Here is a 26621-nt window from a genome sequence, read left to right on the forward strand (position 1 = left end):
CCGTCAGGTCACGCGGTGGGGACGTAGCGCTTCAACTCGACGATGGCGGTCTTCTCATTGATCGCCTGACCGGGGTAGTTCGGGTCCTGCGCGGTGGACCGCGTGAGAACCTCGGCCTTGCCGCGCTGGAACGGCGTCGTGCCGGTCGGGTCGGCTGCCGCGGTCCAGGCCGCCGGGGTGCCGGCCGTGCAGTCGACGCTGGTCGAGAAGGTGCCTCGGATGATCACGTTGTTCTTGACCTGCGTGACGGTGCCGGACATCTGCACGGCGGCGTTGGTGGTGCACGAGATCGTGCCGTTCACCAGGGCCTTGCCGTTGACCGTGTTCGCCTTGCCCTCCTCGGCGATGGTGGTCTCCAGCTTCAGCTCGGGCGGGGGCGGCTGGTTGTTGATGAAGATGGTGCCGCGCGCGGCCGCGGCGCCGCCCTCGCAGTGCTGCACGAAGCTCGCGTCCAGCTTCTGGAGGTAGCCCTGCGGGCCCCAGGAGATCTCCCTGATGGTGAACTCGCCGGTCAGCTGGTTGCAGCCCCGGCCGTTGCCGCTCAGGTCCAGACCCGGCCCGGTGCCCTGGAACGGGTAGCGGTGGGCGTTCTCGTAGGTCTTCGCGGAGAGGACGTCGTTCTGGGGCGCGGCCAGCTCGACGGACCACCAGTCGCCGTTGGCGCCCTCGATGCCCACCGACAGGAACGTGCGGTTGGCGCTGGCCTGGACGGTGAGGTCGTCGCCCGCCGCCTCGGAGTACTTGTAGGACCCGCCCCCGGTGATCCAGTCCCCCGGGTCGCCCGAGAACTCGACCGCGCCGTCGGTGACCGGCTGCGCCGACGCGGTGCCGGCGGCGGTGACCGCCAGCGCGATGGCCAGCACGGGCGCGAAAAGGGCGCGCAGGACCACACTTCTTCGCTTCATGAATCCCCCTGTCAGCGGCACGTGATCGTGCCGGGACCGTTCGTACCGCACGGCGCGGGACTCGCCTAGCCGCCAAAGGGTTCGTCCGGACCGGTTGGCGCGCGGCGCGGAGTCCGGGCAGTTCACGACGGTGTCCGGTCGTGCGGTGAGCGGGCCGGGAGGGCCGCAGTTGCACACCTGCGGCCCGCTCTCGGCATCAGTCCACTGTGGACGACAGGGGCGTCATCGCCCGCAGACGTGCGTGGAGCTGCTCGGCCTCGGGCACCTCGATGTCGGTGTAGATCGCGGCCGCCTCGCGCCACAGGGCGGCGGCCGCGGCCGGGTCGCCCGCCGTGCACCTCAGGTGTCCCAGGCCGGCGAGGGCACGGGCCTGTTCGTAGCGGTCACCGATGGCGGTGGCCAGGTCCAGTGCCTCGCCGTGGTGTCGTTCCGCCTGGTCGAAGCGGCGCATGGCCGCGGCCGCGGCGGCGGTGCCGTTGAGGGCCTGGGCCTCCTGGAACCGTTCGCCGAGGCGTCTGTTCAGGGCCAGGGACTGGCGGAACGAGTGCAGGGCCTGGGCGGGCAGGCCCATCCGCAGGTGCAGGTCGCCCTGGAACGTGAGCACCGCGGCCTCGCTGGCCAGGTCGCCGGAGGCGTGGTGCACGGCGAGGGCCCGCTCGGCGTGGCGGGCCGCCACCCAGTGGTTGCCCAGCCTGGTGTGCAGGACGGTCAGGTTGCCGGAGACGAACCCCTCGCCCTGCTGGTCGCCCAGCGCCCGGCACAGGTGGGCGGACCGGTGCAGTGCGCGCGCCGAGTCGCGGTAGCGTCCCAGCAGGGCGTAGGCCAGGCCCAGGTTGCTCTGCTCCACGCTTTCCATCGTCCGGTCGCCGCGCCGCTCGGCCAGGTCCAGGGCGCGCTCGTGGTAGTCGACCGCGTCCCGGTAGCGGCCCAGGCGCAGGTGCACGAACGCGAGGTTGGCCAGCACCATGGCCTCGCCGGCCTCGTCCCCGGTCTCGCGGGCGATGCGCAGGGACAGCGCGTAGTTCTCCCCCGCCTCGGCGTGCCGGCCGAGTCTGCTGTGCGCGCCGGCCAGGTTGTTCACGGTTCGCGCCTCACCGGCGCGGTCGCCGGTCTGCCTGCGCAGCACCAGCGCGGCCTCGAAGTGCTCGATGGCCTCGGCGTAGCGGCCCAGGTGGTGGTGCACGGCGCCGAGGTTGTTCAGCGCGGCGCCGAGGTGGGCGGGGTCGTCAAGGACGCGGGCCGCGTGCAACGCGTGCTGGTGGGCGGTGAGAGCTTCGGCGAGGTGACGTCCCTGGTCCAGGTAGGAGCGCAGGGCCTGGGACAGCACGCAGGCGTGCGCGGGCCAGCCGTGCGTCGCGCAGTGCACGAGGACGGCGATCAGGTTCGCCCGTTCGGTGTTGAGCCACTGCGCGGCGAGGACCTGGTCGTGCAGCGGCGGGGTCGGGACCGCGGGCGGACCGGGTGGGCGGCAGGCCAGGGTCGTGTCGGCGGTGGTCGCGGCATGGACGTAGTAGTCGAAGAGACCGGTCAGCGAGGTCCGCACGGCGTCGTCGGCCGGCAGCCGCCTGCCGTACGCGCGGAGCAGGTCGTGGATGCGGTACCGGCCCCCGCCGTCGCGCTGCACGAGGTGGGCGCGGCAGAGCACGCCGATCAGCCGGCCCGCCTCGGCGGGGGTGGTGCCCACCGCGGCGGCGGTCGCGTGCTCGTCGAAGGTGGCGCCCGGATGCCAGGTGAGCAGGGCGAAGGCCCGTGCGGCCGCGGGCGGCAGCACGCGGTAGGACCAGTCGAAGACCGCGACCACGGCGGTGCCGGGGTCACCGCCCGCGTCCAGCTCGTCGAGGTCGCGACGGCCGTCGGCGAGCTCGGCCGGCGAGGTGCCGGACTGCGCGGCGAGCTCGGCGACGATGCGCAGCGCCAGCGGGAGCCCGGCGCACCGCCGCACGAGCGCGGCGACGCCCTCCCGGTCGCCGATCAACCGGACGAGCAGGGCTCGTGCCTGCTCGGGCGGCAGAGGGTCCAGCCGCACGCGGTGCGCGCCGTCCCGCGCGACCAGGCCGGCCAGGTCGTCGCGGCTCGTCACCACGACGAGGCAGCCCGCGGTGCCCGGCAGCAGCGGCCGCACCTGGTCGGAGGCGCGCGCGTTGTCCAGCACCACCAGCATCCGGCGGTCCGCGAGCAACGTTCGGTACCGGCCGGACAGCTCCGCGATCTCGTACCCGGTGCCGGCGGCGGGTTCGCCGAGGACCCGCAGGAACCCGGCGAGCACCTGCTCCGGCGGCACCGGCGCGTCCGGGCCGTAGCCGCGCAGGTCGACGTACAGGCAGCCGTCGGGGAACCGGCCGCGCGCGCCGTGCGCCCAGTGCACCGCCAGCGCGGTCTTGCCGACGCCCGCCGTCCCGACGACCGCGGCGACCGCGCCGGTGAAGTGGTCCAGCCCGCGCAGCTCGTCGTGCCTGCCGACGAACGGGTCGGCGCCGGGCGGCAGCTGCCACGGCACGGGCGCGGCCCGCGGCAGCACGGCGGCGGGCCGCGCGGGTCCGGCCAGGCGGGGGTCGTCGCGCAGGATCCGCTGGTACAGCTGCTTGATCTCGGGACTCGGGTCGGCGCCCAGCTCCGCGTCGAGCACCCGCCGCAACCGGTCGTACGCCCGCATCGCCTCCCCCGGCCGGCCGCTGCGGTACAGGGCGAGCATCAGCTGGCCCCACAACCGTTCCCGCAGCTCGTACCGGCCGGTGAGCTCGCGCAGCTCGGCGGCGAGCCCGGCGTGCCGGCCGAGTTCGAGGCGGGCCTGCACGCAGTCCTCGATGGCGTCGACGCGGCGGTCCTCCAGCATCCGGACGGTGGGCTGGACCGCGTCGGGCACCGGCACGCCGTCGAGCACCTGGCCGCGCCACAGCTCGCCCGCACAGGTCAGCCGGTCGACGGCCTGCTCGTAGTCACCGCGGGCGAGGCAGTCGCGGCCCGCCTCCGCGAGGGCGGTGAAGGCGAGCACGTCCAGGTCGTCCGGTTCGGCGGCGAGCAGGTAGCCGCCGTTGGCCGTCTCGATCCGCGTGCCGTCGCGGCCACCGGACCGCAGCAGCCGGCGCAGGTCGCTGACGTACGACCGGAGGTTGATCCGCGCGGAACGCGGCGGGCAGCCGCCCCACAGGGCGTCGACGATCCGGTCGGCCGGGACGAACGTGTTGGCGTGCAACGCGAGCGTGCCGAGCAGCACCCTGGCCATCCGGCGCGCCGGCAGCGCCGGACCGTGGTCCGTGGCGATCTCGACCGGTCCGAGGATGCGAAGCCTCACCTGCACTCTCCACCGTCGGCGGGACGTGTCGACCGGTCGAGCCTACGGTCGGGAACGCGGGTCGTACGCACCCAATCGGAGTGAAGCACCCGTGCCGTACACGAGGCCGTGTACGGCGTTGTGTACGCGAACGGCCGATCGTGGCGGGAATGGGAGCCGTCGGTGTGCAGTCGTCCCGGATGATCGGGCGCGACGAGGAGTTGCGGGTGCTCGGGACGGTCGTGGAACGGGGTGGTGTCGCGGTCGTGCTCGGCGAGCCGGGCATCGGGAAGTCGCGGCTCGCCACCGCGGCCGCGGACCACGCGGTGGCGCTGGGGATGCGGGTGCTGCGCGGGCGGGCCGAGGCGTCCACCCCGTTGCGGGCCCTGTCGGAGGCGCTGCTGTCGCTCGGCAGGAACAGCGGGCTGCCGTCCGGCGCCGATCTGCTGCCCTACCACCGCGCGCTCGCCCGGTTCGCCCCGGAATGGCGCGACAGCGGCGTCGCGGGCGGCGACGAGCCGCTTCCCGTCGTCGCGGAAGGACTACTGCGCCTGCTGGGTGCGATCGGCCGCGACACGGGGTGCGTGCTGCTGCTGGAGGACCTGCACGACGCCGACGAGGACACCGTGGCCGTCCTGGACTACCTCGCCGACAACCTGCCCGGGCGGGTCGCCGTGCTCGTGACCGCACGGTCCGGGCAGAGCCCCGTGCTGGAACTGGTGCGGGGCACCGGCCGCGTCGCGGTCGTCCGGCCGGCCAGGCTCGACCGGTCGCAGGTGCGCGACCTGGTGGCGGCGCGGCTCGGCGAGGCGCCCGCCGCGACCGTGGACCTGGTGTTCCGCGCCAGCGAGGGCGTGCCGTTCATCGCGGAGGAGCTGCTGCGCCCCGGAGCCACCGGTACCGAGGTCCCGGACGCGGTCGTGCACAGCGTCGCGGCACGGGTGCGGCGGCTGGGCTGCGAGCTCGCCGAGCTGCTCACCCTCGCGGCGGTGTTCGGGCGCCGGTTCCCGCTGCCGGTGCTGCGGATCGCGGGCGGCCTCGGACCGCAGGACCTCGTGCGGCTGCTGCGCCCCGCCGTCGCGCGGCAGCTCGTCGCGCCGGACGACCTCGCCGCCGATCTGTACTCGTTCCGGCAGGCGCTGACCGCGCCCGCGCTGCTGCGGCTGGCCGGCGCCGGTGAACGGGCGGTGCTCGCCCGGCGCGCGGCCGAGGCGCTGGAGACCTGGCAGCCGGGGATGCCCGGCCCGTGGTGCGCGGTGGCGGCGGACCTGCGGCTCGCGGCCGGAGAACCCGAGGCCGCCCGGCGGTTGTTCGTCGACGCCGGACGGCGCGCGCTCGTCGACGGCGACGCCACCGGTGCCGTGCGGCTGCTGCGCAGGGCCCAGGACCTCGCGACGGACTGCTGCGAGCCCATCGCCGTGCTGGCACCGCTGCTCGCCGCGCTGGCGGAGGCGGGCGAGGTCGAGCAGGCGCTCGCCGTGGCCGCGAGCATCGACGACCTCGGGCTCGACGACCGGGGACGGGTCGTGCTGCACACCACGCTGGCGCTGGTGGCGGTGCGGGCGCGGCTGTGGTCGCTGGGCAACCGCGAGGTGGAGACCGCCCGCGCGCTGCTGGGCCCGGACGCCGCGCCCGAGCTCACCGCGCGGATCGACCTGATCACCGCGAACCTGACGGGCGCGGGCGAACCGGCGCTGCGCGCGCTCGCCGAAGCCGCGCGGTCCACGTTGCCGGTGGTCGCCTGCGAGGCGCTGGAGCTGCTGGGAACCCTGGCGCGGCACCGGGACCTGGCGGAGTCGGACGCGCACTTCCGGCGGATGGCCGAGCTGGCGCACCAGCACCGGCTGCCCGCGATGCGCCTGCGGTCGCGGGCGAGGTCCGGGTTCAACGACGCCCTGCGGTCCGGTGACGACACCCGGCTGGGCCAGGCGTGCGCGCGGGCGTTCGAGACCGGCGCGGTGCTCGAGGGCCACCTGCTGCAGGCGGACCTGGTGCTGACGACGGTGCTGCGCGGCGAGTTCGTGCGCGCCACCGAGCTCGCCGACCGCGGTCTGGCGGCGACGACCCGGCTGGGTCTGCGGGGCGCGGCCAAGGGGGTGGTGGTCGCCAAGGCGGTGATGTTCGCGCACCTCGGGCAGCGGCCGGCGATGGACCGGGCGGTGCGGTCGCTGGAGGGCGGCGCGGCCCCGCTGGTGCGGGCGGTGTGCGAGACGTTCTGCGCCCTGGCCGAGGAGGACCGGCCACGAGCGATGGGCGCGCTCGACCTCGCCGTCGGTGCCGGAGCGGGACATCCGGCGCACCACCTCGCGACCTGGCCGCACGGGCTGAGGGCGCTGCTGGCCGTGCTCGACGGCAGGACGGACCGGATCGAGCACCCGGAGGCGGCCGCCTCCGGATGGGCGTGGCACCGGCAGTTCCTCCTGCTCGCCGAGGCGGTGCTGGCGGGACGGAGCGGGCGGCGGGCGGAGGCGGCCGCGGCGATGGCGGAGCACGGCACGGTCGCCGCGCCGTTCGCCCTGGCGCGCCGGCTCGGTCTGCGGCTGGTCGCGGAGGCCGCGCTGGCCGACGGGTGGGGCGACCCGGCGACCTGGCTGCGCGAGGCCGAGGAGTACTTCCACGTCACCCGGCTGACCGCGGTCGCGGGTGCCTGCCGCTCGATGCTGCGCGGTGCCGGGTGGACCGCGTCGCACCGCCGCCGCGGCCGCGGCGACGTCCCGGACCGGCTGCGGGTGCTCGGCATCACCGCGCGGGAGAACGAGGTGCTGCGGCTGCTCGCGGAACGGCTCGGCAACACCGAGATCGCCCGGCGGCTCTACATCTCGCCGCGCACGGCCGAGAAGCACGTCGCGAGCCTGCTCGCGAAGACCGGTGAGCTCGACCGCAGGTCGTTGCACAGGTTCGCCATCGACCACGTGAGCGGCCTGGCGGGCTGACCGGTCACCCGGTGAGCGGCACGGCCTGCGCCGCGGTGTCCTCCTCGGCGACGCCGTCGTCGAGGAGGACCTCCAGCCACGCGACGATCAGCTCGGTCGCCTCCTCCGGCTCCGGCATGCCGATGCCCAGCACGTTCTCCTTCTGCCACAGCTCGAAAACCGGGCGGTGCTGCGGTTCGACCACGGTGTGCCCGTCCGCGCGCAGCGTCTCGACGTGCCGGCGCATGACCGGCTTGTCCCACATGACCTCGTTCATCGCGGGGAAGAACAACGCGGGCCGGGTCGCGGCCAGCACCGCGGTCTGGGCCGGCGACGAGCCGAGGCCGAGCGCGCAGGACGCGAGCGCGTTCGCGGTGGCGGGCAGCACGACGATCCCCAGCGACCGCCGGGCGAACTCGACGGGGTTGAGGTCCGGGTCGTCGCTGACGCACACCTCGTCGGCGTACCAGCCCGCGACCTCGCGCCGCAGGAACCGCTCCGCGCTGTGGGTGAGCAGGACCCGCAGGCTCAGGTCGACCTCCTGCCGCAACCACGTCAGGTAGCCCGGCATCCCCAGTGCGGCGCTGGATCCGGTCACGATGATCGAAAGCGCGTCGTCTCGCATGCCCACACCGTGCACCGCGCCACCCGGTGCCGGACATGGGGGCGAGCCCCCGTTCCCCGCCCGGCGCGACTCCCGGATCACGGGTGCGGATCCCCACTGCCCGGCGGCCCCGACGCTGACACGGTGGGATCCGCCGACGCCTCGGCGGAAACGGAGGTGATCCCCATGAAGAAGATCGCGATCCGCAAGACCGGCTCCATCAAGCTCACGACGTCCGCGCCCGGCTACTGCACGCCTTGTTGCTGATGAACCGGGCGGATGGCCGCCCCGGTGTCCCGACACCCACGGGCGGCCATCCACCACAGACCCCTCGGAGTCGTCGATGTCCCCTCAACGCCTCGAGTTCCACCCGTTGACCTTCGTCGAGGAGCACGACGGCATCACCGTCGGCCGGCCCGACGCCGAGTCCTACGCCACGCTCCCGGAGGACGGGGCCGCGCTGCTGCGCCGGTTGTCCGAGGGCATGCCGGTGCCGGACGCGGCCGACTGGTACCGGGCGGAGTTCGGCGAGTCCATCGACATGGAGGACTTCGTCGCGGCGCTGCACGAGCTGCGCTTCATCCGCGAGGACGGCGAGAGTCCCGCGGTGCGGCGGGAAGTCCGCTTCCAGCGGCTCGGCCGCGCGGTGTTCTCGCCGCTCGCCTGGTCCGCCTACGCCGCGCTGGTGGTGGCCGCGCTCGCCGTGCTGGTGCTCCTGCCCGCGCTGCGCCCGCACGCGGACCACGTCTTCTTCACCTCGTCGCTCGTCGCGGTGCAGATCGTGCTGACGCTGTCCCAGGTGCCCGCGATCCTGCTGCACGAGAGCTTCCACGTGCTGGCCGGGCGCCGGCTCGGCCTGCCGTCCCGGCTCAGCGTCGGCCGCCGGCTCTACTTCCTGGTCGTGCAGACCGAGCTCGACGGCCTGCTCAGCGTGCCGCGCCGGCGGCGGTACCTGCCGTTCCTCGCGGGGATGCTGGCCGACGTGCTGCTGTTCAGCCTGCTGACGGTCACCGCCGCGCTGACGGGACCGAACCTGGTGGGACGCCTGGGTCTCGCCGTCGCGTACCTGATCGTGCTGCGGCTGGCCTGGCAGTTCTACGTGTTCCTGCGCACCGATCTCTACTTCGTGTTCACCACGGCGCTGGGCTGCACGAACCTGCACGAGGCCACGACCGCCTGGCTGCGCGGGAAGTTCTCCCGGCTGCCGGGAGTGCGCGAGTCCACATCGGACGACGAGGACTGGTCGCCGCGCGACCGGCGGGTGGCACCGTGGTTCGCGCTGATCAGCGTGGCCGGCGTCGCCTTCCTGCTGGTGACGCTCGCCGTCGCGGTCGTGCCGGTGGTCGCGGGGTTCGCGGTCCGGACGTGGACCGCGCTGACCCAGGGCACCTCGGGCGGCGCGGGTTTCTGGGACTCGGCGGTGTCCGTGCTGTTGATCGTGGTCCAGGTCGTCCTGCTGGTCGTGGTCTCCCGCCGCGACCGCACATCGCGGAAGGAAGCAGCATGAGCGAGCACCTGTGGCGGATCGGGCCGCGGGCCGAGGCCTTCGGCGACGAGGAGGTCGACTGCCACCGCCGACTGCGCGGCCCCTACACCGGGGTGGGCACCCTGCTGCGCCGGCTGGTGCCGGACGCGCACGGCCGGTGGCCCGACCTCGTCGCCCGGCACGCGCTCGAGATCCTCTCGGCCGCGCCCGAGCTGTCCGGCCTGATCGGCGCGGGGCCGCAGACCCTCACGTCGCTCGCGATCCCCAGTGAGCGCACGAGGATCTACCCGGCGAACCGCACGCGCCGGCTCGCCCACGGCATCTTCGAGTTCCTGCGCTCCTACGCCGAGCTGGCGGGCCACGACCCGCTGACGCTGGCGTTCACCAACCTCGACGAGGCCGACCACACCGACCAGGAGTTCGCCGCGATCGCGCTGCGGCGGGCCCGGTCCGGCCCGCTCCGGTTCGTGATCACGACGCGCACCAGGAACGTCGTCGACGAGCTGAGCGCCTCGCTGCACCAGTACGCGCGGCAGACCACCGCACCCCCGCGCCCGGACGACGCCTGCACCGACGAGGAAGCGCTGCGGGCGTTCATCGGCGCGGACTGCGTCTCCGACGACCCCCGGCAGCTCACCGCCTACGCCACCGCCGACCCCGCCGTCGTCGCACGGCTGCACGACGAGCGCGCCGCCGAGCTCACCGGTGGCGACAGCAGCCTCGGCCTCGGGGCGTTGCTCCACCACCTGGAGCACGGCAGCGATCCGGCCCAGGCGGGCAGCACCGCCATGCTCGACGCGGCGAACCACTGCTTCGACATGGGCTTCTACCACGCACTGCTGGACATCGTGCCGCGCGGACGGGCCATCACGGACCCGTTCGAGGAGCAGGAACGCCACTGGCTGCTCACCACGAAGATGACGACCGCGCTCGCCTCCCTGGACCGCAGCCTGGAAAGCCTGCCGTACTACGACGAACTGCGGGAGCGCTACACGATCCCGATGGTGCACCTGTTCTGCTCCTACGCGATGGCGATGCTCTACACGCGCCACCACCCGCCGGAGCACAAGGACCACCACCAGGCCAAGGTGCTGCTCAACAACGCCGTCGCCATCGCATCGCTGCTGCCCGACCTCGAGCAGCGGACGTTCCAGACGGTGTTCCAGAACAACGGCAAGGCCCTGGTCGAGATGCACCTCGGCAACCTCCCCGGCTCGCTCGACCTCGTCAACGAGGGCGTCCGGCGGCTGGACGCGGAGCTCGACCCCGACAAGCACCAGCTGCACCGCTCGGTGCTGCTGAACAACCGGGCCAAGGTGCTGGTGGCGCTGGGCCGCGTCGAGGAGGCGCTCGCCGACCTCGACGCGGTGATCGAGGTCGACCCCAACTACCCCGACTACTACTTCGACCGCGCCGACGTCTGGCGCAAGCTGGGCGAGCCCGCACGCGCGCTGGCCGACTACGCGACCGCCACGACGCTCACCGCGCCCTTCCTGGAGCTGCACTACAACCGGGCGGACCTGCTCGCCGAACTGGGCGACCTCGAGGGCGCGGTCACCGACCTGTCCTACGTGGTCGAACTGGAACCGGACCAGCTGGACGCGCGAATCAACCTGATCAGCCTCCTGATCGAGGCCGGCGCGCTCGACACCGCCCGCGCCCACGTCGACGAAGGCCTGCGGGTGCACCCGCAGGACGCGCGGCTGTTGCACGCGAGCGGCCTGCTCGCGGTGGAGAACGACGACCTCGACCTCGCGGCCCGGGAGTTCGACCATGCCCTTCGCGTCGACGCCGGCCTCGTGGCCGCACGTGCCAGCCGCGCCGCCCTCGCCCACTCCCGCGGCGACCAGGACGCCGCCGTCGAGGACCTCACCGCCGCCATCGAGCTCGACTCCGCCAACCCGGACCTGTTCTACAACCGGGGTTTCGTGCTCCAGGCGGCCGGCCGGTACCGCGAGGCCATCGACGACTACACCCGCGCACTGGTGCTGCCCGGCGCCGACGAGCCGGAACTGCTGCAGCGGCGCGGGATGTGCGAGGCCGAGCTCGTGGACCACCGGTGACAGCCCGTGCTGAGCCCGCGCTCACCGGCGCGGACTTCCTGGGCTTCATGCGCGCCTGGCCCACCGGCATCGCGGTGGTGACCAGCACGGCGGGCACCGCCCCGGTCGGCTGCACGGTGAACGCGTTCACGTCGATCTCCCTGCGGCCGCCGCTGCTGATGGTCTCGCTGGCCCGGCACAGCGGCACGCTCGCGGCGATCCGGCGGCGGGAGTCGTTCGGCGTCAACGTGCTCGGCTTCGCGCACCGCCTGCTCGCCACCCGGTTCGCCGCACCCGGCGGCGACCGGTTCGCGGGAGTGGACTGGAGCCCGCAGCTGGGCGTCCCGGTCCTCGACGCCGCGGCGGCCGCGGTGGTGTGCGACGTCCGCCAGATCGTCGAGGTCGCCGACCACGTGCTGGTGTTCGGCAGCCCGTGCTGGTGCGGGCAGCGCGACGAGGACGACCCGCTGGTGTTCTTCGGCAGCGCGCACCGGCGGCTCGGCTGAGCACCGCCGGCCCGCGGGCGACCCGGGTGAGGGCGGCGGCCTGCACCAGCAGGACCACCGCGACCGCCCACCAGGCGGCGAGCTAGTTTGCGTCGGAAGTTGGAGGTGGCGTTCTTCTGGCGGGGTTTCGCCGGTTCAGCGGTCCCGGGTCCGGGCCTGAGGGGCGTAGAACGGGTGGCTTCCACGGCCACGGGGAGGGCGTGTGCTCGCGCGGGCCGGCGATTCGCCAGACGGGACACGGCTGGTGCTCGGGCTGCTCGCCGCAGCCGCCGTGCTCGCGGCGGCGCTGACCGTGCCCTACCTGGCGGTCGCGGCCTTCATGCGGGTGTGGCGACGGGCGCAGGCCAAGGGCTACACCGGACCGGTCACCCCCGCGGTCCTCCTGACCACCACCTTCGCCGGGCTGCCGGGAGGGGCGCTCCTCGCCGCCGTGCTGGCACCCCCGGAGGACGCCGGGGTGATCGCCGGTCTCGCCGGCCTGCTCGGCGTGGTGGCGGCGCTGGGTGTCCTCGCCCTGGCCGTGCACCTGCTGCCCGCGCGGCCGGTCCGGTCCGGGAGGCGGCGGCGGCCGCGGACCCCGTTCCGGCTGCTGGGCAACCTCGCGGTGGCGCTGCCGCTGGTGGTGACGCTGGCGTTGCTGCTGAGCGGCCGGCCGGCGACGCTCGGCACGCAGTTGCTGCTGCCGATGGCCGTGCTGTCGGCGCTGTGCCACTCCGCGGCACGGCGAGCGGATCGGATCGACGCGCTGCCGCCGCCCGACCCGCGCCCGGCCGTGGTGTGGATTCGCGGCTTCGGCAACGAGCGCCGCCTGTTCGGCTTCCGGCGCCGTGACGCGGCGGAGACCCGTGCCCGGCCCGAGCTGAGGAAGGTGTTCAGCCGCCGGGAGGAGCCGATGTCGTTCGAGGAGTACTTCGCGCCCGCGATCGCCGGCGGGCTCGGCCGCGGGTACGGCCTGGGCAACCCGCGCGACTACCTCCCGCCCGACGGGATCGACCGGCACTACGCGACCGACGACTCGTGGCGCGAGCAGTTCGCCGGGCTCGTCGCCGGGGCGCGGTGCGTCGTCATGGCGCCGGGTGACTGGCCGGAGCTGCGCTACGAGTTCCGGGTGATCAGGGAGCTGGGTGCCTGCCGCAGGCTGTTCGTCCTCACCCCGCCCGCGGGCAGGGCGCGGCAGGTCCGGAGGGTCAACCGGCTCAAGGGTTTCCGGCACGAGGACTGGGACGACCTCGTGGCGGCGCTGGCCGGCGAACCCGGTTACCGGCTCGGGCCGGACCCCGGCTCCGGAGCCGTGGTGACGTTCGACGGGGACGGGAACGCCGTCGTGCTGGCGCGCGGCGCCGAGGGGCCCGCGGACTACGTGGCCGCGATGCTCCGCCACCTGACGGAGGCCGAGCAGTCCGGGTAGTGGACGGGGCGATCGCCGCGTCCACCACCCCGGTCAGCCCGGAACCTGTTGCCGTACCCCCAGTTCCGCACGGCAACAGGTCGCGGGCCCACCGCTGTCCGGACCGCGGTCAGTGCGGCAGGACGAGCCGGTTGGCGATGTCGTACAGGTCCGCCAGGGGAACCTTCCCGGCGACGGCGACCGGGCCGCCGTCCAGCGCGTCGAGCACCCACAGCTGGCGGTAGCCGCCGCTGTCGGAGTAGCGCGTGGCGTGGCCCTGCACGGGGTCGCCCGGCGTGCCGGCCGGGTCCCCGGCGACGGCGCTGTTGACGAAGATCGGCGGCAGGACGGTGCAGGTGCCCAGCGAGTACTTCGTGTTGAGCACCTCGGACCGGTCCCTGCTCCGCTCGACGCCGAAGGCGCAGACCTTCATCCCGGCGGGCAGATCGCGCAGGCCGTAGGACGGGGTGACGGTCGTCGAACCCGGGAACTGGATGTTCTCCGCGATCCGGCGGCCCGCGTCGACGAGCTGCTGCGCGGGAGCGGTGCTGCCCGCCGCGGCGGACACGTGCACGTACATCGACCCGCCCTCGGGGTGCGCGAGGTACAGCTCGTACCCGCCGGGCCCGCCGGACACCGAGCTCTCGACCCCGGCGCGGCCCTGGACCGTCACGGACTGGCCCGGCCCCGACTTGAAGGTCGCCTGCTCCACCGGAACCATGCGGAACTGCTGGACGCCGACGTCCAGGGCCTGGCCGTCGGCCGTGACGGTCAGCATGTACTCGCCGCCGTACAACGGCACGTCCGGGTTGGCGGTGCTGGACCCGATGTTGACCCGCTGCGCCCGGTGCGAGACCGCGCCCGGCGGCAGCCAGCCGAGGGAGAACGGCATCCGCAGCCCCGCCCCGGCCTGGTCGGCGGCCTGGCTGCTCGGGGCCCCGGCGGCGGTGGCGATCGTCTGCTGCTGCGCCTCGGAGTCCGGCCGGTTCAGCACCACGGCGGTGACCGCGCCGAGGGTCAGCACGGTCGCCCCGGCGGCGACCGCCAGCGGCCTGCTCATCCCGGACCGCCGGTCGATCCGCCTGCGCGCCGCGGCGAGCACGGCGTCGCTGTCGGGCGCGTCGTCCTCGCGCTCCGAGAAGGTGTCCTTGATCAGGTTCTCGATGTTCATCCCGTCTCCCCGGCCTGTGCCATCTGCTCGATGACCAGGCCGTTTCGCAGTGCGGCCAAGGCTTTGTGGGCGTGTGCGCGGACGGTGGCCTGGGCACAGCCGAGCAGTCCGGCGATCTCGGCGTCGGGCAGCTGCTCGTAGTAGCGCAGCACCACCACGGCCCGCTGGCGCTTGGGCAGCCGCGCCAGGCGCTGCCACATGTCCTCGCGCGCGGCGTGGTCCGACGCGAAATCGTCCGCCCGCGGCGCGTCGGGCACGTCCGCCGACGTGATCACGCGCGCGGACCAGCTGTGTCGCCAGGACAGGTAGCCGTTGGTCACCATCCTCAGCACGTAGCGCTCCGGGTGGTCCGCGCGGCTGATCCTGGCCCAGTGCCGGTACATCTTGACCAGCACGTCCTGCACCAGATCAGCCGCCTGTTCCCGCTCGCCGGTGAGCATCGTCGCGTACCGCAGCAACCGCGGCAGTTGCGCTCGGGCGAAGTCGTCGTAGTCAGCCATCACCCTTGAAGACTCGTGCCGGCGGCGAACCGTTTACCCGTTCCCCGATCGAATCCGGAGTACACGGCCGGGGCCCCTCGGCCAGTCCTAGAAGTGTTGGGGGAAAACCAGCTGACGTCATGAGGGGCGATCTGTGCACAAACGCGGTTTCATCCATGCGGCGGTCCTCGCCCTGGTGGCCACCGGTGTGACAGTCTTGCCGGCGGCCGCGCGGCAAAGCGCGCCGGCGCCGGGCGAGGCGCCGAGAACGGTCACGCTGATCACCGGCGACAAGGTCACGGTGACCAGGAAGGACGGGTCGTGGGACGCGACGATCCAGCCGGCCGCCCGGCTCGGGCCGGTGCGGTTCCTCAAGTCGGTGGGCGCGCAGGGCGTCACGGTGATCCCGTCGGTCGCCGAGCCGCTGATCAGAGCGGGCAGGCTGGACCGCAAGCTCTTCGACGTGACCGGTCTGGTCGAGCAGGGCTACGACGACGCCCGCACGGCCGAGATCCCGCTGCTGGTCGAGTCCTCCGGCGCCCGCGCGCTCGGCGACGTCACCCGCGAGCTGCCGTCGGTGCAGCTCTCCGCGGTGGCCACGCCGAAGGACCGGGCCGCCGCGCTGTTCGAGAAGGCCGGCGAGAGCAGGATCTGGCTCAACGCCAAGCTCCGCCCGGCACTGGACGTGAGCGTGCCGCAGGTCGGCGCTCCGGCCGCCTGGCAGGCCGGGCACACCGGCGCGGGCGCGACCGTCGCGGTCCTCGACACCGGCTACGACCCGGCACACCCCGACCTCGCCGGGATCGTCAAGGGCGAGAAGGACTTCACCGGTGAGGGCATCGTCGACACGGTGGGGCACGGCACGCACGTGGCCTCGACCGTCGCCGGCCGCGGCGCCCGGTACACCGGCGTGGCCAAGGGCGCGGACCTGCTGGTCGGCAAGGTCTGCGTGGCGGGCGGCTGCCGGTACGACGCGATCCTCGCGGGCATGCAGTGGGCCGCGGACAGCGGCGCGAAGGTCGTGAACATGAGCCTGGGCGGCGGACCCGGTGACGGCGTCAGCGACCCGCTCGAGATCGCGGTCAACCGGCTCTCCGCCGAGAAGGGCACGCTGTTCGTGGTCGCCGCCGGCAACGACGGCCAGGGCAGGACGGTCTCCAGCCCGGCCTCCGCGGACGCCGCGCTGGCCGTGGCGAGCGTGACCAAGCAGGACGTCTACAGCAGGTTCTCGCAGCCCGGGCCGCGGCTCGGGGACCACGCCGTCAAGCCGGACATCGCCGCGCCCGGTGAGGACGTCGTCGCCGCACGGGCCAGGGGCACGCTCGCCGACAACGCCGTCGACGAGCACCACGCCCGGCTGACCGGCACCTCCATGGCGACGCCGCACGTGGCCGGTGCCGCCGCGATCCTCTCCGCGCAGCACCCGCAGTGGACCGGCGCGCAGCTCAAGGCCGCGCTGATGGGCAGCGCGACCCCGATCGACGCCACCACCCACCAGCAGGGCGCCGGGAGGCTCGACGTGGGCAGGGCGACCCGGCAGGAGGTCGTTCCCGCCGAGGCGAGCCTGAACCTCGGTGTCGTGCGGTGGCCGCACGACCGGCCCGCGCCGGCCAAGCAGCTCACCTACCGCAACTCCGGCACCGCACCGGTCTCGCTGCGGCTGAGCACGGACGGCCCCGCGTTCCGCACGAACGCGGCCGAGGTCGTGGTGCCCGCCGGCGGTGAGACGTCGGTGCCGGTCACGTTCGACCACACGGCCGCGCAGATCGGCGCCTCCGGCGGCAGGGTCACCGCCCGCAGCACCGACGGCGGCACGGTGGTCCAGACACCGGTGGGCGCGTACAAGGAGCCGGAGAGCCACGACCTGACGCTGAAGCTCATCGACCAGAACGGCGCCGCACCGTCCGGTGCCCTGCTCTCGAGCGCGATGTGGGTCCCGCTGGGCACCGGCCGGGACGACTTCGACCTGCTGGCCGACGGAGGCACCGTGCGGCTGCCCGCCGGGCGCTACGCCGTGCTGGGCACGATCCAGACCGCGGTACCCGGCCGGCCGCTGCCCGCGAGCACCAGGGTGGCCGACCCGGAGGTCGACCTGCGCGGGAACACCACGGTCGTGCTGGACGCCAGGAACAGCAACAGGGTCACCGTCCAGACCGACGAGAAGGAGGCGCGCCCGTTCTCCTGGACGAACGGGATGGTCGTCGACACCGGAGCAAGGGGCGTCGGCTACTACAGCATGTCGGACTTCGACGACCACGCCGTGCCGACCAGCAAGCGCACCAGGGAGTTCCGGTACTTCGACCGGATGAAGCTCGAACGCCCCCAGGTGCGGCTGACGGTCGACCGGCCCGAGTCGTTCGACGTCCCCGCCGAGTGGGTCCCGGACTCGCCGCGGACGACCGGCACCCGCGCACTGTCCGCTGTGGACGTCGGGCACGCGACCCCGGCCGAGATCGCCGCGGCCGACCTGCGCGGCGCGCTCGCGGTGTTCACCCTGGGCGAGGGCGAAGGGCTCGAGTTCAGCCCGCGGGTGCGGGCGATCGCCGAGGCGGGCGCGAACTCCGCGCTGTTCCACTACTCCGGCAGTCCCGTGCGGCTGATGGAGGCGCCGCCGCTCCCGGTGGCGGCCGCGTTCGGTCCCGAGGGCGCCCGGCTCGAGAAGACGCCGGACGCGTCCGTGACGCTGACCGGCCTGCCCGCGAGCCCGTACCGGTACGAGCTGGTGTTCCCCAGCTACGGCGACATCCCGGCGAACGTGACCTACCGGCCGCGCAACAGCGATCTCGCCACCGTGCAGGCGACCTACCGGTCCGCGGTGGACGGGACGGGGTACGTGACGGCGTTCGCCGGTGACGGGAAGTACGAGCTGGAGAGCGGGCTGGAGTCGACGACGACACCGGTGCCCCGCGAGCGGACCGAGTACTACTCCCCCGCCACCTGGACGAACTCCGCGACCGTCGTGGCGGGAGGCGCCGCACAGGACTACGCGGCGGCCACCCGGACCGTCAAGGCAGGTGAGAAGTCCACAGAGGACTGGGGCAAGTCGGTGATCGGGCCGGGTGTCACCGGGTCGCCGGGCATGTTCGCGGCCGAGCCGCACCTGGCGTACCGGTCGGGAGACGAGATCACCGCCCGGTTGCCGCTGTTCTCCGACTCGGCGGGGCACGCCGGGTTCGCCGGGCCCGCGGACACGGGCGACACGGTGCTGCACGCCGGTGGCGAGGAGGTCGCCCGCAGCGGTCAGCCCGGCACGGGGCGGTTCACGGTGCCCGCCGCGACGGGCGAGTACCGGCTCACCGCCGAGGCGAGCCGCACCGCCCCGGGGTGGCCGCTGTCCACGAAGGTCAGCGCGGAGTGGGGTTTCCGCTCCGGCCGCACGGACTCCGCGACGCCGCTGCCGTTGCTGTCGGTCCGGTTCGACCCCCGGCTCGACCTGGCCAACCACGCGCCGCGCAGCGCGCCGTTCCCGATCCCGGTGCGCGTCGAACGCCAGGCGGGCGCGCCGGGCGGCGGGGCCGAGCCGAAGCAGGTCGAGATGTCCTGCGACGACGGCCGGACCTGGCAGCGGGTGCCGCTGCTGCGGACCGGCGGCGGCTGGACGGCGGTCGTGCGGAACCCGGCGTCCGGGTTCGTGTCGCTGCGGGCCGGTGCCGCGGACCAGGACGGCAACACGGTGACCCAGACGGTCATCAGGGCCTACCCGGTGCGCTGACCGGCGGTTGCGCGTGCGCGGCGGGCACGAGGGCGTCCGCCGCGCACGGGGCCTCCCCGCGACAGTACGATTTCGCGGCAGGAGGCGAAGTGTCCCGGTCACCTGTTCCGCACCTGTCCCTGCCGCTGCCCCGCTGCACCGTCCCGGCCGGCGCCGCGGAGCTCGAGGAGCAGGCGTACCGCTGGGCCCTCGACCGGGGGCTGGTGGACGAACGCGGGTACCGGCGGCTCGTCGCGTCGCGGATCGTCCTGTGTGGAACCGGGTACTTCGGCGACGATCCGGGACCGCGGGCGGAGACGATCTCCCGGTGGTACGTCTGGCTGGTCCTGCTGGACGACTTCGTGGACGACGAGCTCGGCCCCGTCGCCGTGGACGAGCACCGCGCCGTGCTGGACACCCTCCTCGCCGAGCTGGACGCGATCTTCCGGGGCGATCCGGCCGAGCCGTCCCACCCGCTGACCCTCGCGGTGGCGCAGGACCTGTGGCCCGGTGTCTCCGCCGGCACGACACCGGCCTGGCGGGCCCGGTTCGCGCGGGACTGCCGCCGGATGACCGAGTCGATCTGGTGGCACGCCCGAGTCCGCAGTGGACAGACCGGCCCGGTCGGCGAGGCGGTCTACCTCGACCGCCGGCGGGAGTCGATCGGCGCGGCCATCTTCTGCGACATGCTCGAGGTCCTGCTGGGGCTGTCGCTCGACGAGCGGTTCTTCGACGGGCCGGAGTACCGGGGCCTGGTCGACGCGGTGTTCGACACCGCGGGCTGGGTGAACGACCTCTGGTCCGCGCCGAAGGACGCCGAGGCGGGCGAGGTGAACCTCGTCTTCCTCGTCGCCGCCCGCGGCGGCACACCGTGGCGCGACTGCCTCGGCGACGTCGCCGCGCTGATCGAGGCGCGGGCGGGCGACTTCGCCGCGCTCCAGGCCGCGCTCCCGCGGGCGCTGCGCGACCGCGGCTTCGACGACCACGACGTCGGCCAGGCGGTCCTGTTCGCCTCCCGGCTCGCGTTGATGATCCGCGCCTGCGTCGACTGCCACGTGATCAGCGGCAGGTGGGCGGGATGACGCCCCTCGCGCTGCCCGCGGAGTTCCTCACCGATCCGTACCCCACCACCGCCGCGCTGCGGGACTCCGGGCCGGTGCACCGGGTGAGCCTGTTCGACGGCTCGCCCGCCTGGCTCGTGGTCGGTCACGGCGAGACGCACTCCGCGTTGCGGGACCGCCGGCTGTCGACGAACCAGGCGCACAGCAACGGGCACGGCTACCAGGGGCTTCCCCTGCCGGAGGCACTGCGCAACGACCTGCTCCACCTCGATCCCCCGCGCCACACCCGCCTGAGGCGGATGGTGGCGCACGCCTTCACCCAGCGCTCGGCGCGAGCGCTGCGCCCGTTCATCGAGGCGCAGACCGGGCTCCTGCTCGACCGCGTCCCGCTCGGCGAGCCGGTGGACTTCCTGCGAGCGGTCGCGTTGCCGCTGCCGCTCACCACCATCTGCGACCTGCTCGGCGTCCCCGCCGACGCCCGCGCGGGCGTGCACGGGTGGACGAGCACGATGCTGACGCCGCAAGGCGGTCCGGCGCTGGCGCGAGCGATGTCCGACGCCGAGTCCCAGCTGCGCGCGATCGTCGCCCACCGGCGCGAAAGACCCGACGACGGCCTGCTCTCGGACCTGCTGCGCCTCGAGGCCGACCCGCCGAGCGAGGACGAGATCGTCAGCCTGTGCTTCGTCCTGCTGGCCGCCGGGCACGACACGACCGCGAACTTCCTGTGCAACGCCCTCGCGACGCTGCTCGACCCCCGCGAGCGCTGGGAGCGGCTGGTGGCGGAGCCGGAACGGCTGCCGCGCGCCCTCGACGAGCTGCTGCGCTACGACGCCCCGCTCTCGCTGGCGATCCGGCGGTTCGCCCTGCAGGACCTGAACATCGGGGACGCGCGGATCGCCGCGGGTGAGACCGTTCTGCTCTCGCTCGCCGCCGCGAACCACGACCCGGCGGTCTTCCCTTGGCCCGGCGAGCCGGACCTCGGCCGGGAACGGTGCCCGCACACCTCGTTCGGCGGTGGCGTGCACCGGTGTCCCGGCGACTTCCTCGCCCGCACGCAGGCCGAGGTGGTGCTGACCGCGCTGCTGCACCGGTTCCCCGGCCTGGAGCTCGCCGGGCCGGCCGCGGACCTGCCGAGGCGGCCCTCGCACCGGACGCGGTCGTTCGAACGGCTTCCCGTCGTGTTCGGGTGAGCCCTCCGGCCCTCCGCTCCGCGGTGACCCCCGGTCAGGAGTCGGCGGGCAGGTCCCGGACGAGCCAGCCGGGAGAGTCGAGCCGGCCGGCGTTGTCCCCGAGCAGTCGGCGCAGCGCGTCCTCCACGGTCTTGACCGTGTCCGCGCCCACCTGCTCCTCCCACCGCTCCCGCAGGTCGTCGAAGATCTGCTGGCCCTCGCTGCGCATCGCGAGGCCGCGTTCGGTGACGTGCAGGCGCATCCGCCGGCGGTCGACCGGGTCCGGCTCCCGGCTCACGAACCCGCGCTCCTCCAGAACCGCGACCAGCTTCGCGGCGGACTGCTTGGTGATGAAGAGCCGCCGGCCGAGTTCCGAGACGTTGTCGGCGCCCGCGAGGATCGCCGTGAGCGCGAAGTCGTGGGCCGTGCGGACGTCCCCGTAGCCCCGCTCGGAGAGCTCGGCGGTGGCGCTGTCGGCCAGGTTGCGGAAGCCGCCCAACAGCAGCAGAGCGAGCGTGGCGCCGGATCGAGACACCCGCGGAGCCTAGCAACCGCCTTGACTTCGACACCCTGGCTGTCTAAATTTCGACACCCAAGCTGTCTAATTTGAGGATGCCCCGATGCCTGCCATCTCCCCCGCCGGCGCGACCATCGACGCCGTTACCCACCACGTGGCCGACGTGAACGGCACCCGGCTGCACCACGTCTCGGCCGGCACCGGCGGCTCGCCCGTGCTGCTGGTGCACGGCTGGCCCGAGACGTGGTGGGCCTTCCACGAGCTCATCCCGCTGCTCGCGCGGCACCACCGCGTCTTCGCCGTCGACCTGCGCGGGTTCGGCGACTCCGCCGCCGCGACCGCCGGGGCGGACCAGGCCACCTACGCCGAGGACCTGCACCAGCTCATCGCGCACCTCGGCGCCGGCCCGGTCCACCTGTCGTGCCAGGACATCAGCGGTGGCACCGGTTTCCGGCTCGCCGCCGAGCACCCCGCCGACGTGCTCAGCCTGACCGCGATCGAGACGACGCTCGCCGGCTTCGGGCTGGAGGGCCTCGCCGACGTCACCCGCGGCGGCTCGTGGCACGTCGGTTTCCTCGGCGCGCCCGGCGTTCCGGAGCTGCTGCTGACCGGCTCCGAGCGGCGGATGATCGCCGACTGGGCCTACCCGATGATGACGGCGGCGGACGGGGCGGTCACCGGCGCGGACCTCGACGAGTTCGTCCGCACCTACGCCCGCCCCGGCGGCTGGAGCGGCACGTCCGCCCTCTACCAGGCCATCTTCACCGACCGGGGCGCCACCAGGGCGCTCGCGGAGGCCGCCCCGCTGACCGTCCCCGTGCTCACCGTCGACTCGTTCAGCGGCTCCGCCACCGAGCAGGCCTTCCGCGGTGTCGCCGCGTCCGAGGTGACCTCGCTGCGGTTCCCGCAGGTCGGCCACCTCGTGGCGCAGGAGGCACCGCAGAAGCTCGCCGCCGCCGTGCTCGGCTTCTGGGCGGGCGTGGACGCCGGCTGACGACCCGCCTCACCGCTTCGCGGGCCAGCGCCCGTGCGCCCCCTCCCCGCCGGGGCGCGGCTCGGACACGGTGCCCCGCGTGGGCGGGACCTGCCTGCCCGTCAGCGCCGCGAGGCGGAACAGCGGGCCGACGAGCAGGTCGTACAGGCGCGGCAGCAGGCGGAACCCCGTGATGACCACCGGGTTCGCCGGACCGACCCGCACCGAGACGTTCCGCTGTGGACGGCCGGCCAGGCTGACGATCGCGGCGGCGACCCGTTCGGGGCTCAGGACCGGGACCGGTGGCCGCGCCTCCCGGCCGGTGTAGTTGGCGGCCTGGTCGTAGATCGGCGTGTTGACGCTGCCGGGACTGACGATGCACACGTGCACCCCCGGCTCGTCTCGCGTTTCCTGTTGCAGGGTGCGCAGGATCGCGCGCTGTCCCCACTTGGCGGTGGAGTAGGCGCCCATCTGCGGCACGGTGATGGAGCCGAGCAACGAGTTCACGCCGATGAACACCCCGCGGCGCTGGCGGCGCAGCACCGGCAGGACCGCCTGCGCGAGGTGCAGCGTGCCGTGGATCGCGGTGTCCACGACCGAGGTGAACACGTCCGGGGGCATGTCCTCGACGGTGCCGTACCCCATCACCGTCGCGGTGTGCACGACGACGTCGATCCGCCCGTGCAGGTCCAGGGTCCGCCCGACGACGCGGCCGGCGCCGCCGGGATCGCCGATGTCGTCGGCGACGACGTCGACCGCGGCGGTCCCGGCCGCCCGGCAGGCCTTCTCCGCGGCGTCGAGCGCCTCACCGCTGCGGGACGCCAGGACCACGGCGTCCCCGCGGGAGGCGAACCCCACCGCCGCGGCCAGCCCGATGCCGCTGCTCGCCCCGACCACGAGCACCACCCGGCCGGTCACGGGCTCAGCACGACCTTGATGCAGCCGTCGCTCTTGGCGCGGAACAGGTCGTAGCCGCGCGCGGCCTCGGCGAGCGGCAGGCGGTGCGTGGTCAGGTCGAGGGTGCCGAGCGGGTCGGCCGGGTCCAGCACCAGCGGCAGGATCTCGTCGGTCCACCGGCGCACGTGGGCCTGCCCCATCCGCAGCTGGATGCCGCGGTCGAACATCTCCATCATCGGCATCGGGTCCTGCTCGCCCCCGTACACACCGGACACCGACACCGTGCCGCCGCGGCGCACGCCCTTCAGCGCGGCGTGCAGCGCGTCGAGGCGGTCCAGGGCCACCTTGTCGATCACCTTCTGGGCGAGGCGGTCGGGGAGGAACCCGGCGGCCTTCTGCGCGGCGGCGACGAGGCCCCCGCCGTGCGCCTCCATGCCGACGGCGTCGATCGTGGCGTCCGGCCCGCGACCGTCCACCATGTCGATCAGCGCCGCCGCCACCTCCTCCGCGCCGCCGAGCCGGTCGAGGTCCAGGGGCTCGGCACCGTGGCGTTCGGCCAGCGCGAGGCGTTCGGGCACGCGGTCGACACCGATGACACGGCCGGCGCCGAGGTGCCGGGCGATCCGGACGGCGAACTGGCCGACCGGCCCGAGCCCGAGCACGGCGACGGTGCCACCGGGCGGCACGTCGGCGTAGCGGACGGCCTGCCACGCGGTCGGCAGGATGTCCGACAGGAACAGGAACTGCTCGTCGGGCGTGCCCTCCGGGACGACGATCGGCCCGAACTGGGCCTGCGGCACGCGCAGGTACTCGGCCTGGCCGCCGGGCACCGAGCCGTAGAGCGAGGTGTAGCCGAACAGGCTCGCGCCCTTGCCCTCACCGCGCACCTGCGTGGTCTCGCACTGCGCGAACAGGTCGCGCTCGCACATCCAGCAGTGGCCGCAGGAGATGTTGAACGGCACGACGACCCGGTCGCCCACCTTGAGGTGTCCGCTCGCGCCGGAGCCGACCTCCTCGACGACGCCCATGGCCTCGTGGCCGAGCACGTCCCCCGGCTTCAGGTAGGGCCCGAGGACCCCGTACAGGTGCAGGTCGGAGCCGCAGATCGCGGTCGAGGTCACCCTGACGATCGCGTCGGTGGGCTCCTCGATCCGCGGATCGGGCACCTCGACGACCTCGACCTTCTCGTTGCCCTGCCACGTCAGCGCCTTCACGGTCGCGCCACCTCCCCGGCCGGGGTGGCGGGACGTGCGGAGACGAGCGGGACGCGCGGTGACGCGCACCCCGTCGAGCGGGTGGTCCGAGGCATTCGACTTCCCCTCATGGCTGCTGTTGTCCCGGCAGCCATACCCGAGCAAATCGACTCAAAACCGTTTCACTCGATCCGGTGACGCTCCACCGGCGCTCGAGCGGATCACCTGCCGGTGCCCCCTAGGTTCGAGGCGCCTGCACCAGGCCCGCATCCAGGAGGTTGACGAAGTGGCGAAGTACATGATCCTCATCTACGGCGACGCCGAGCAGTGGGGCGCGATGACCGAGGAGCAGTGGCAGGCGCACCACACCGGCCACCAGGCGTTCCTGGCCAAGGCCGGCGAGTCCCTCGTCGACGGCCAGCAGTTCGTGCCGGGCTCCGCCACGTCGCTGCGCTCGGACGCGGACGGCCGCGTCCACACCACCGACGGCGCGTTCCTGAAGGCCAAGGAGGGACTCGGCGGCTACTACACGATCGAGGCGGCCGACCTGGACGAGGCGCAGGAGCTCGCGAAGCTGCTGCCCGAGCTGAACCACACGCACAGCGGCCTGGAGATCCGTCCCCTGGTCGAGCGCGGCTGACACGGCCGAGGTCGTCGCGGCGGTGACCCGAGCTCACCGCCGCGACCGGGCCGGCGCTCGCGCCCGCACGACGGTGCAGGCCGGTTCTGGAATTTTTCTTCAACGCCCGGTGCGTCCGTCTGGACGCCGTGTGCTCGTCCGGTCGCCCGCACCGGACGCCACGACACCGCGTGCACGTGTTTTGTGCTGCGGTTAAAGGTTTCGTGGACCGTCTTGAAACCTCTCCTCGCGACTGTTGGGTCCATCGCCGGCCGGGACCACCCGCCGGACCTGCACCAGAACCGAGGAGAACCCCGTGTTCCGCTCCCGAACCGGTCAACCGCGCACCGGTCTGCGCAAGACCTCCCGCACCGTCGTGTCCGCCGCGCTCGCGGTGATGGCCGGCGCACTGCTGATGGCGCCTCCAGCACAGGCGGAGCCGTCCAGAGACCGGATCGTCGACATCGCCACCGAGGAGCTCGGCGGATCGGCCTGCTCGCCCGGCTACAACAACAGCTGCGGCATGCCGTGGTGCGCGGAGTTCGCCCGCTGGGTGTGGAAGAAGGGCGGCGTGTCGGACCTCAAAGGACTGGACGGGTGGGCGCAGTCGTTCAAGACCTACGGCAAGAACAACGGCACCTACCACTCCCGCTCCAGCGGCTACACCCCGCAACCCGGTGACGCGATCGTGTTCGACTGGGACCACAGCGGCGGCGACGACCACCCGATCGACCACGTGGCGATCGTGACCAGCGCCTCCAGCACCAGGGTCAACACCATCGGCGGCAACCAGGGCAGCCCCAGCCGGGTCCGCCGCGGCAGCTACCAGCGCTCCAACGGCGACATCGACGGCTACATCTCCCCCGTCGGCATCGGTGACGGAGGCGGCGGCTCCGAGCGCCCGATCGTCAACCACAGCATCACCGGCGACTCCTTCACCGACCTCGTCGGCCGCAAGCCCGACGGCACCCTGTGGATGTACGCCAACAACATCATCCGCGACGACGGCCGCCCCTACCACCAGGGCACCCAGATCGGCCACGGCTGGCACGGCTTCGACATCGTCGTCACCGCGGACGTCACCGGCGACGGCTACACCGACGTCCTGGCGCGCAAGCCCGAGGACGGGTCGCTGTGGCTGTACGCCAACGACGGCAAGGAGGACAGCCTGCCCTACGGCTCCGGCCGCAACGTGGGCCTGGGCTGGAACATGTTCGACACCCTCGTCGCCGCCGACGTCACCGGTGACGGCTACGCCGAGGTGCTGGGCCGCAAGCCCGACGGCTCGCTCTGGATGTACTCCAACAACATCGTCCGCGACAACGGCAAGCCCTACTCCCAGGGTCAGGACCTCGGTCTGGGCTGGAACATGTACGACAAGCTCCTGGCAGCCGACGTCACCGGCGACGGCTTCTCCGAGATGCTGGGCCGCAAGCCCGACGGCTCGCTGTGGATGTACGCCAACAACATCCTGCGCGACAACGGCAAGCCCTACTCCCAGGGCAAGGAGCTCGGCACCGGCTGGAACATGTTCGACACCATCGCCGGCGCCAACGTCACCGGCGACGCCTTCGCCGACCTCGTCGCCCGCAAGCCCGACGGCTCGCTCTGGATGTACTCCAACAACATCCTGCGCGACAACGGCAAGCCCTACAGCCAGGGCGAGGAGCTCGGCAACGGCTGGAACATGTTCAACGTCATCGCCTGACACACCCACCCCGCGAGCGCACCCGGCACC

Annotated in this window: 20 protein-coding genes; 12 read left to right on the forward strand and 8 right to left on the reverse strand. The window is 73.6% G+C overall.

The window, feature by feature from the left end:
• Nucleotides 1–8: 8 nt before the first annotated feature.
• Together ACFWGZ_RS07260 and ACFWGZ_RS07265 are read right to left on the reverse strand one after the other, a co-directional pair.
• The gene (locus ACFWGZ_RS07260; protein ID WP_382450592.1) at nucleotides 9–905 is read right to left on the reverse strand and encodes a hypothetical protein; all 897 of its coding nucleotides are present in this window, start codon (nucleotides 903–905) and stop codon (nucleotides 9–11) included.
• A 196-nt stretch (nucleotides 906–1101) separates the two neighbouring features.
• A complete protein-coding gene (locus tag ACFWGZ_RS07265; protein WP_382450593.1) occupies nucleotides 1102–4197 on the reverse strand; it encodes a tetratricopeptide repeat protein in 3096 nt (1031 codons plus the stop codon).
• A 149-nt stretch (nucleotides 4198–4346) separates the two neighbouring features.
• On the opposite strand from ACFWGZ_RS07265, the gene ACFWGZ_RS07270 reads away from it, so the two are divergent.
• Entirely contained in the window at nucleotides 4347–7109 is a 2763-nt protein-coding gene (locus ACFWGZ_RS07270; protein WP_382450594.1) for an ATP-binding protein, read from the forward strand.
• 4 nt (nucleotides 7110–7113) lie between these two features.
• Here the strand turns inward: ACFWGZ_RS07270 and ACFWGZ_RS07275 are convergent, their stop codons facing one another.
• Nucleotides 7114–7713 (reverse strand): flavoprotein, encoded by a 600-nt coding sequence (locus ACFWGZ_RS07275; protein WP_382450595.1) that lies wholly within the window; start codon nucleotides 7711–7713, stop codon nucleotides 7114–7116.
• A 123-nt stretch (nucleotides 7714–7836) separates the two neighbouring features.
• Here ACFWGZ_RS07275 and ACFWGZ_RS07280 point away from each other — a divergent pair, with 123 nt between their 5' ends.
• The 5 genes from ACFWGZ_RS07280 to ACFWGZ_RS07300 all read left to right on the forward strand — a co-directional run bounded on the left by ACFWGZ_RS07280 (nucleotide 7837) and on the right by ACFWGZ_RS07300 (nucleotide 13134).
• On the forward strand, nucleotides 7837–7959 hold the full coding sequence (locus ACFWGZ_RS07280; protein ID WP_382450596.1) for a hypothetical protein: 123 nt from the start codon (nucleotides 7837–7839) through the stop codon (nucleotides 7957–7959).
• A gap of 76 nt (nucleotides 7960–8035) precedes the next feature.
• Nucleotides 8036–9199, forward strand: coding sequence for a hypothetical protein (locus ACFWGZ_RS07285; RefSeq protein WP_382450597.1), 1164 nt, complete (start codon nucleotides 8036–8038; stop codon nucleotides 9197–9199).
• Nucleotides 9196–11241 carry a tetratricopeptide repeat protein gene (locus ACFWGZ_RS07290; RefSeq protein ID WP_382450598.1) on the forward strand — a complete coding sequence of 682 codons (2046 nt, stop codon included), beginning with the start codon at nucleotides 9196–9198 and terminating at the stop codon, nucleotides 11239–11241. Before ACFWGZ_RS07285 ends, ACFWGZ_RS07290 begins: the two co-directional genes overlap by 4 nt.
• Entirely contained in the window at nucleotides 11238–11726 is a 489-nt protein-coding gene (locus tag ACFWGZ_RS07295) for a flavin reductase family protein (RefSeq protein ID WP_382450599.1), read from the forward strand. Before ACFWGZ_RS07290 ends, ACFWGZ_RS07295 begins: the two co-directional genes overlap by 4 nt.
• Before the next feature lie 244 nt (nucleotides 11727–11970).
• On the forward strand, nucleotides 11971–13134 hold the full coding sequence (locus ACFWGZ_RS07300; protein WP_382450600.1) for a hypothetical protein: 1164 nt from the start codon (nucleotides 11971–11973) through the stop codon (nucleotides 13132–13134).
• 109 nt (nucleotides 13135–13243) lie between these two features.
• Here ACFWGZ_RS07300 and ACFWGZ_RS07305 read toward each other — a convergent pair whose 3' ends face one another.
• Together ACFWGZ_RS07305 and ACFWGZ_RS07310 are read right to left on the reverse strand one after the other, a co-directional pair.
• Nucleotides 13244–14284, reverse strand: a complete 1041-nt coding sequence (locus ACFWGZ_RS07305) for a hypothetical protein (RefSeq protein WP_382450601.1) — start codon at nucleotides 14282–14284, stop codon at nucleotides 13244–13246.
• Entirely contained in the window at nucleotides 14281–14784 is a 504-nt protein-coding gene (locus ACFWGZ_RS07310; protein WP_382450602.1) for a SigE family RNA polymerase sigma factor, read from the reverse strand. Before ACFWGZ_RS07310 ends, ACFWGZ_RS07305 begins: the two co-directional genes overlap by 4 nt.
• Before the next feature lie 187 nt (nucleotides 14785–14971).
• On the opposite strand from ACFWGZ_RS07310, the gene ACFWGZ_RS07315 reads away from it, so the two are divergent.
• The 3 genes from ACFWGZ_RS07315 to ACFWGZ_RS07325 all read left to right on the forward strand — a co-directional run bounded on the left by ACFWGZ_RS07315 (nucleotide 14972) and on the right by ACFWGZ_RS07325 (nucleotide 20705).
• On the forward strand, nucleotides 14972–18475 hold the full coding sequence (locus ACFWGZ_RS07315) for a S8 family serine peptidase (protein ID WP_382450603.1): 3504 nt from the start codon (nucleotides 14972–14974) through the stop codon (nucleotides 18473–18475).
• Nucleotides 18476–18564: 89 nt separating this feature from the next.
• A complete protein-coding gene (locus ACFWGZ_RS07320) occupies nucleotides 18565–19536 on the forward strand; it encodes a hypothetical protein (RefSeq protein WP_382450604.1) in 972 nt (323 codons plus the stop codon).
• Nucleotides 19533–20705 (forward strand): cytochrome P450, encoded by a 1173-nt coding sequence (locus ACFWGZ_RS07325; protein ID WP_382450605.1) that lies wholly within the window; start codon nucleotides 19533–19535, stop codon nucleotides 20703–20705. Before ACFWGZ_RS07320 ends, ACFWGZ_RS07325 begins: the two co-directional genes overlap by 4 nt.
• 34 nt (nucleotides 20706–20739) lie before the next feature.
• Here the strand turns inward: ACFWGZ_RS07325 and ACFWGZ_RS07330 are convergent, their stop codons facing one another.
• The gene (locus tag ACFWGZ_RS07330; RefSeq protein WP_382450606.1) at nucleotides 20740–21219 is read right to left on the reverse strand and encodes a MarR family winged helix-turn-helix transcriptional regulator; all 480 of its coding nucleotides are present in this window, start codon (nucleotides 21217–21219) and stop codon (nucleotides 20740–20742) included.
• A gap of 85 nt (nucleotides 21220–21304) precedes the next feature.
• On the opposite strand from ACFWGZ_RS07330, the gene ACFWGZ_RS07335 reads away from it, so the two are divergent.
• The gene (locus ACFWGZ_RS07335; RefSeq protein WP_382450607.1) at nucleotides 21305–22195 is read left to right on the forward strand and encodes an alpha/beta fold hydrolase; all 891 of its coding nucleotides are present in this window, start codon (nucleotides 21305–21307) and stop codon (nucleotides 22193–22195) included.
• Nucleotides 22196–22204: 9 nt separating this feature from the next.
• Here ACFWGZ_RS07335 and ACFWGZ_RS07340 read toward each other — a convergent pair whose 3' ends face one another.
• Together ACFWGZ_RS07340 and ACFWGZ_RS07345 are read right to left on the reverse strand one after the other, a co-directional pair.
• On the reverse strand, nucleotides 22205–23092 hold the full coding sequence (locus ACFWGZ_RS07340; protein ID WP_382450608.1) for an SDR family NAD(P)-dependent oxidoreductase: 888 nt from the start codon (nucleotides 23090–23092) through the stop codon (nucleotides 22205–22207).
• Nucleotides 23089–24285: a zinc-dependent alcohol dehydrogenase gene (locus ACFWGZ_RS07345; RefSeq protein ID WP_382450609.1), complete on the reverse strand. Its 1197-nt coding sequence runs from the start codon at nucleotides 24283–24285 to the stop codon at nucleotides 23089–23091. The genes ACFWGZ_RS07340 and ACFWGZ_RS07345 overlap by 4 nt, the downstream gene beginning before the upstream one ends.
• Nucleotides 24286–24550: 265 nt before the next feature.
• Here ACFWGZ_RS07345 and ACFWGZ_RS07350 point away from each other — a divergent pair, with 265 nt between their 5' ends.
• Entirely contained in the window at nucleotides 24551–24904 is a 354-nt protein-coding gene (locus ACFWGZ_RS07350; RefSeq protein WP_382450610.1) for a YciI family protein, read from the forward strand.
• A gap of 295 nt (nucleotides 24905–25199) precedes the next feature.
• Nucleotides 25200–26591, forward strand: a complete 1392-nt coding sequence (locus tag ACFWGZ_RS07355) for an FG-GAP-like repeat-containing protein (RefSeq protein ID WP_382450611.1) — start codon at nucleotides 25200–25202, stop codon at nucleotides 26589–26591.
• Nucleotides 26592–26621: the final 30 nt, after the last annotated feature.

The organism is Lentzea sp. NPDC060358 (assembly GCF_042725365.1).
Taxonomy (GTDB): Bacteria; Actinomycetota; Actinomycetes; order Mycobacteriales; family Pseudonocardiaceae; genus Lentzea.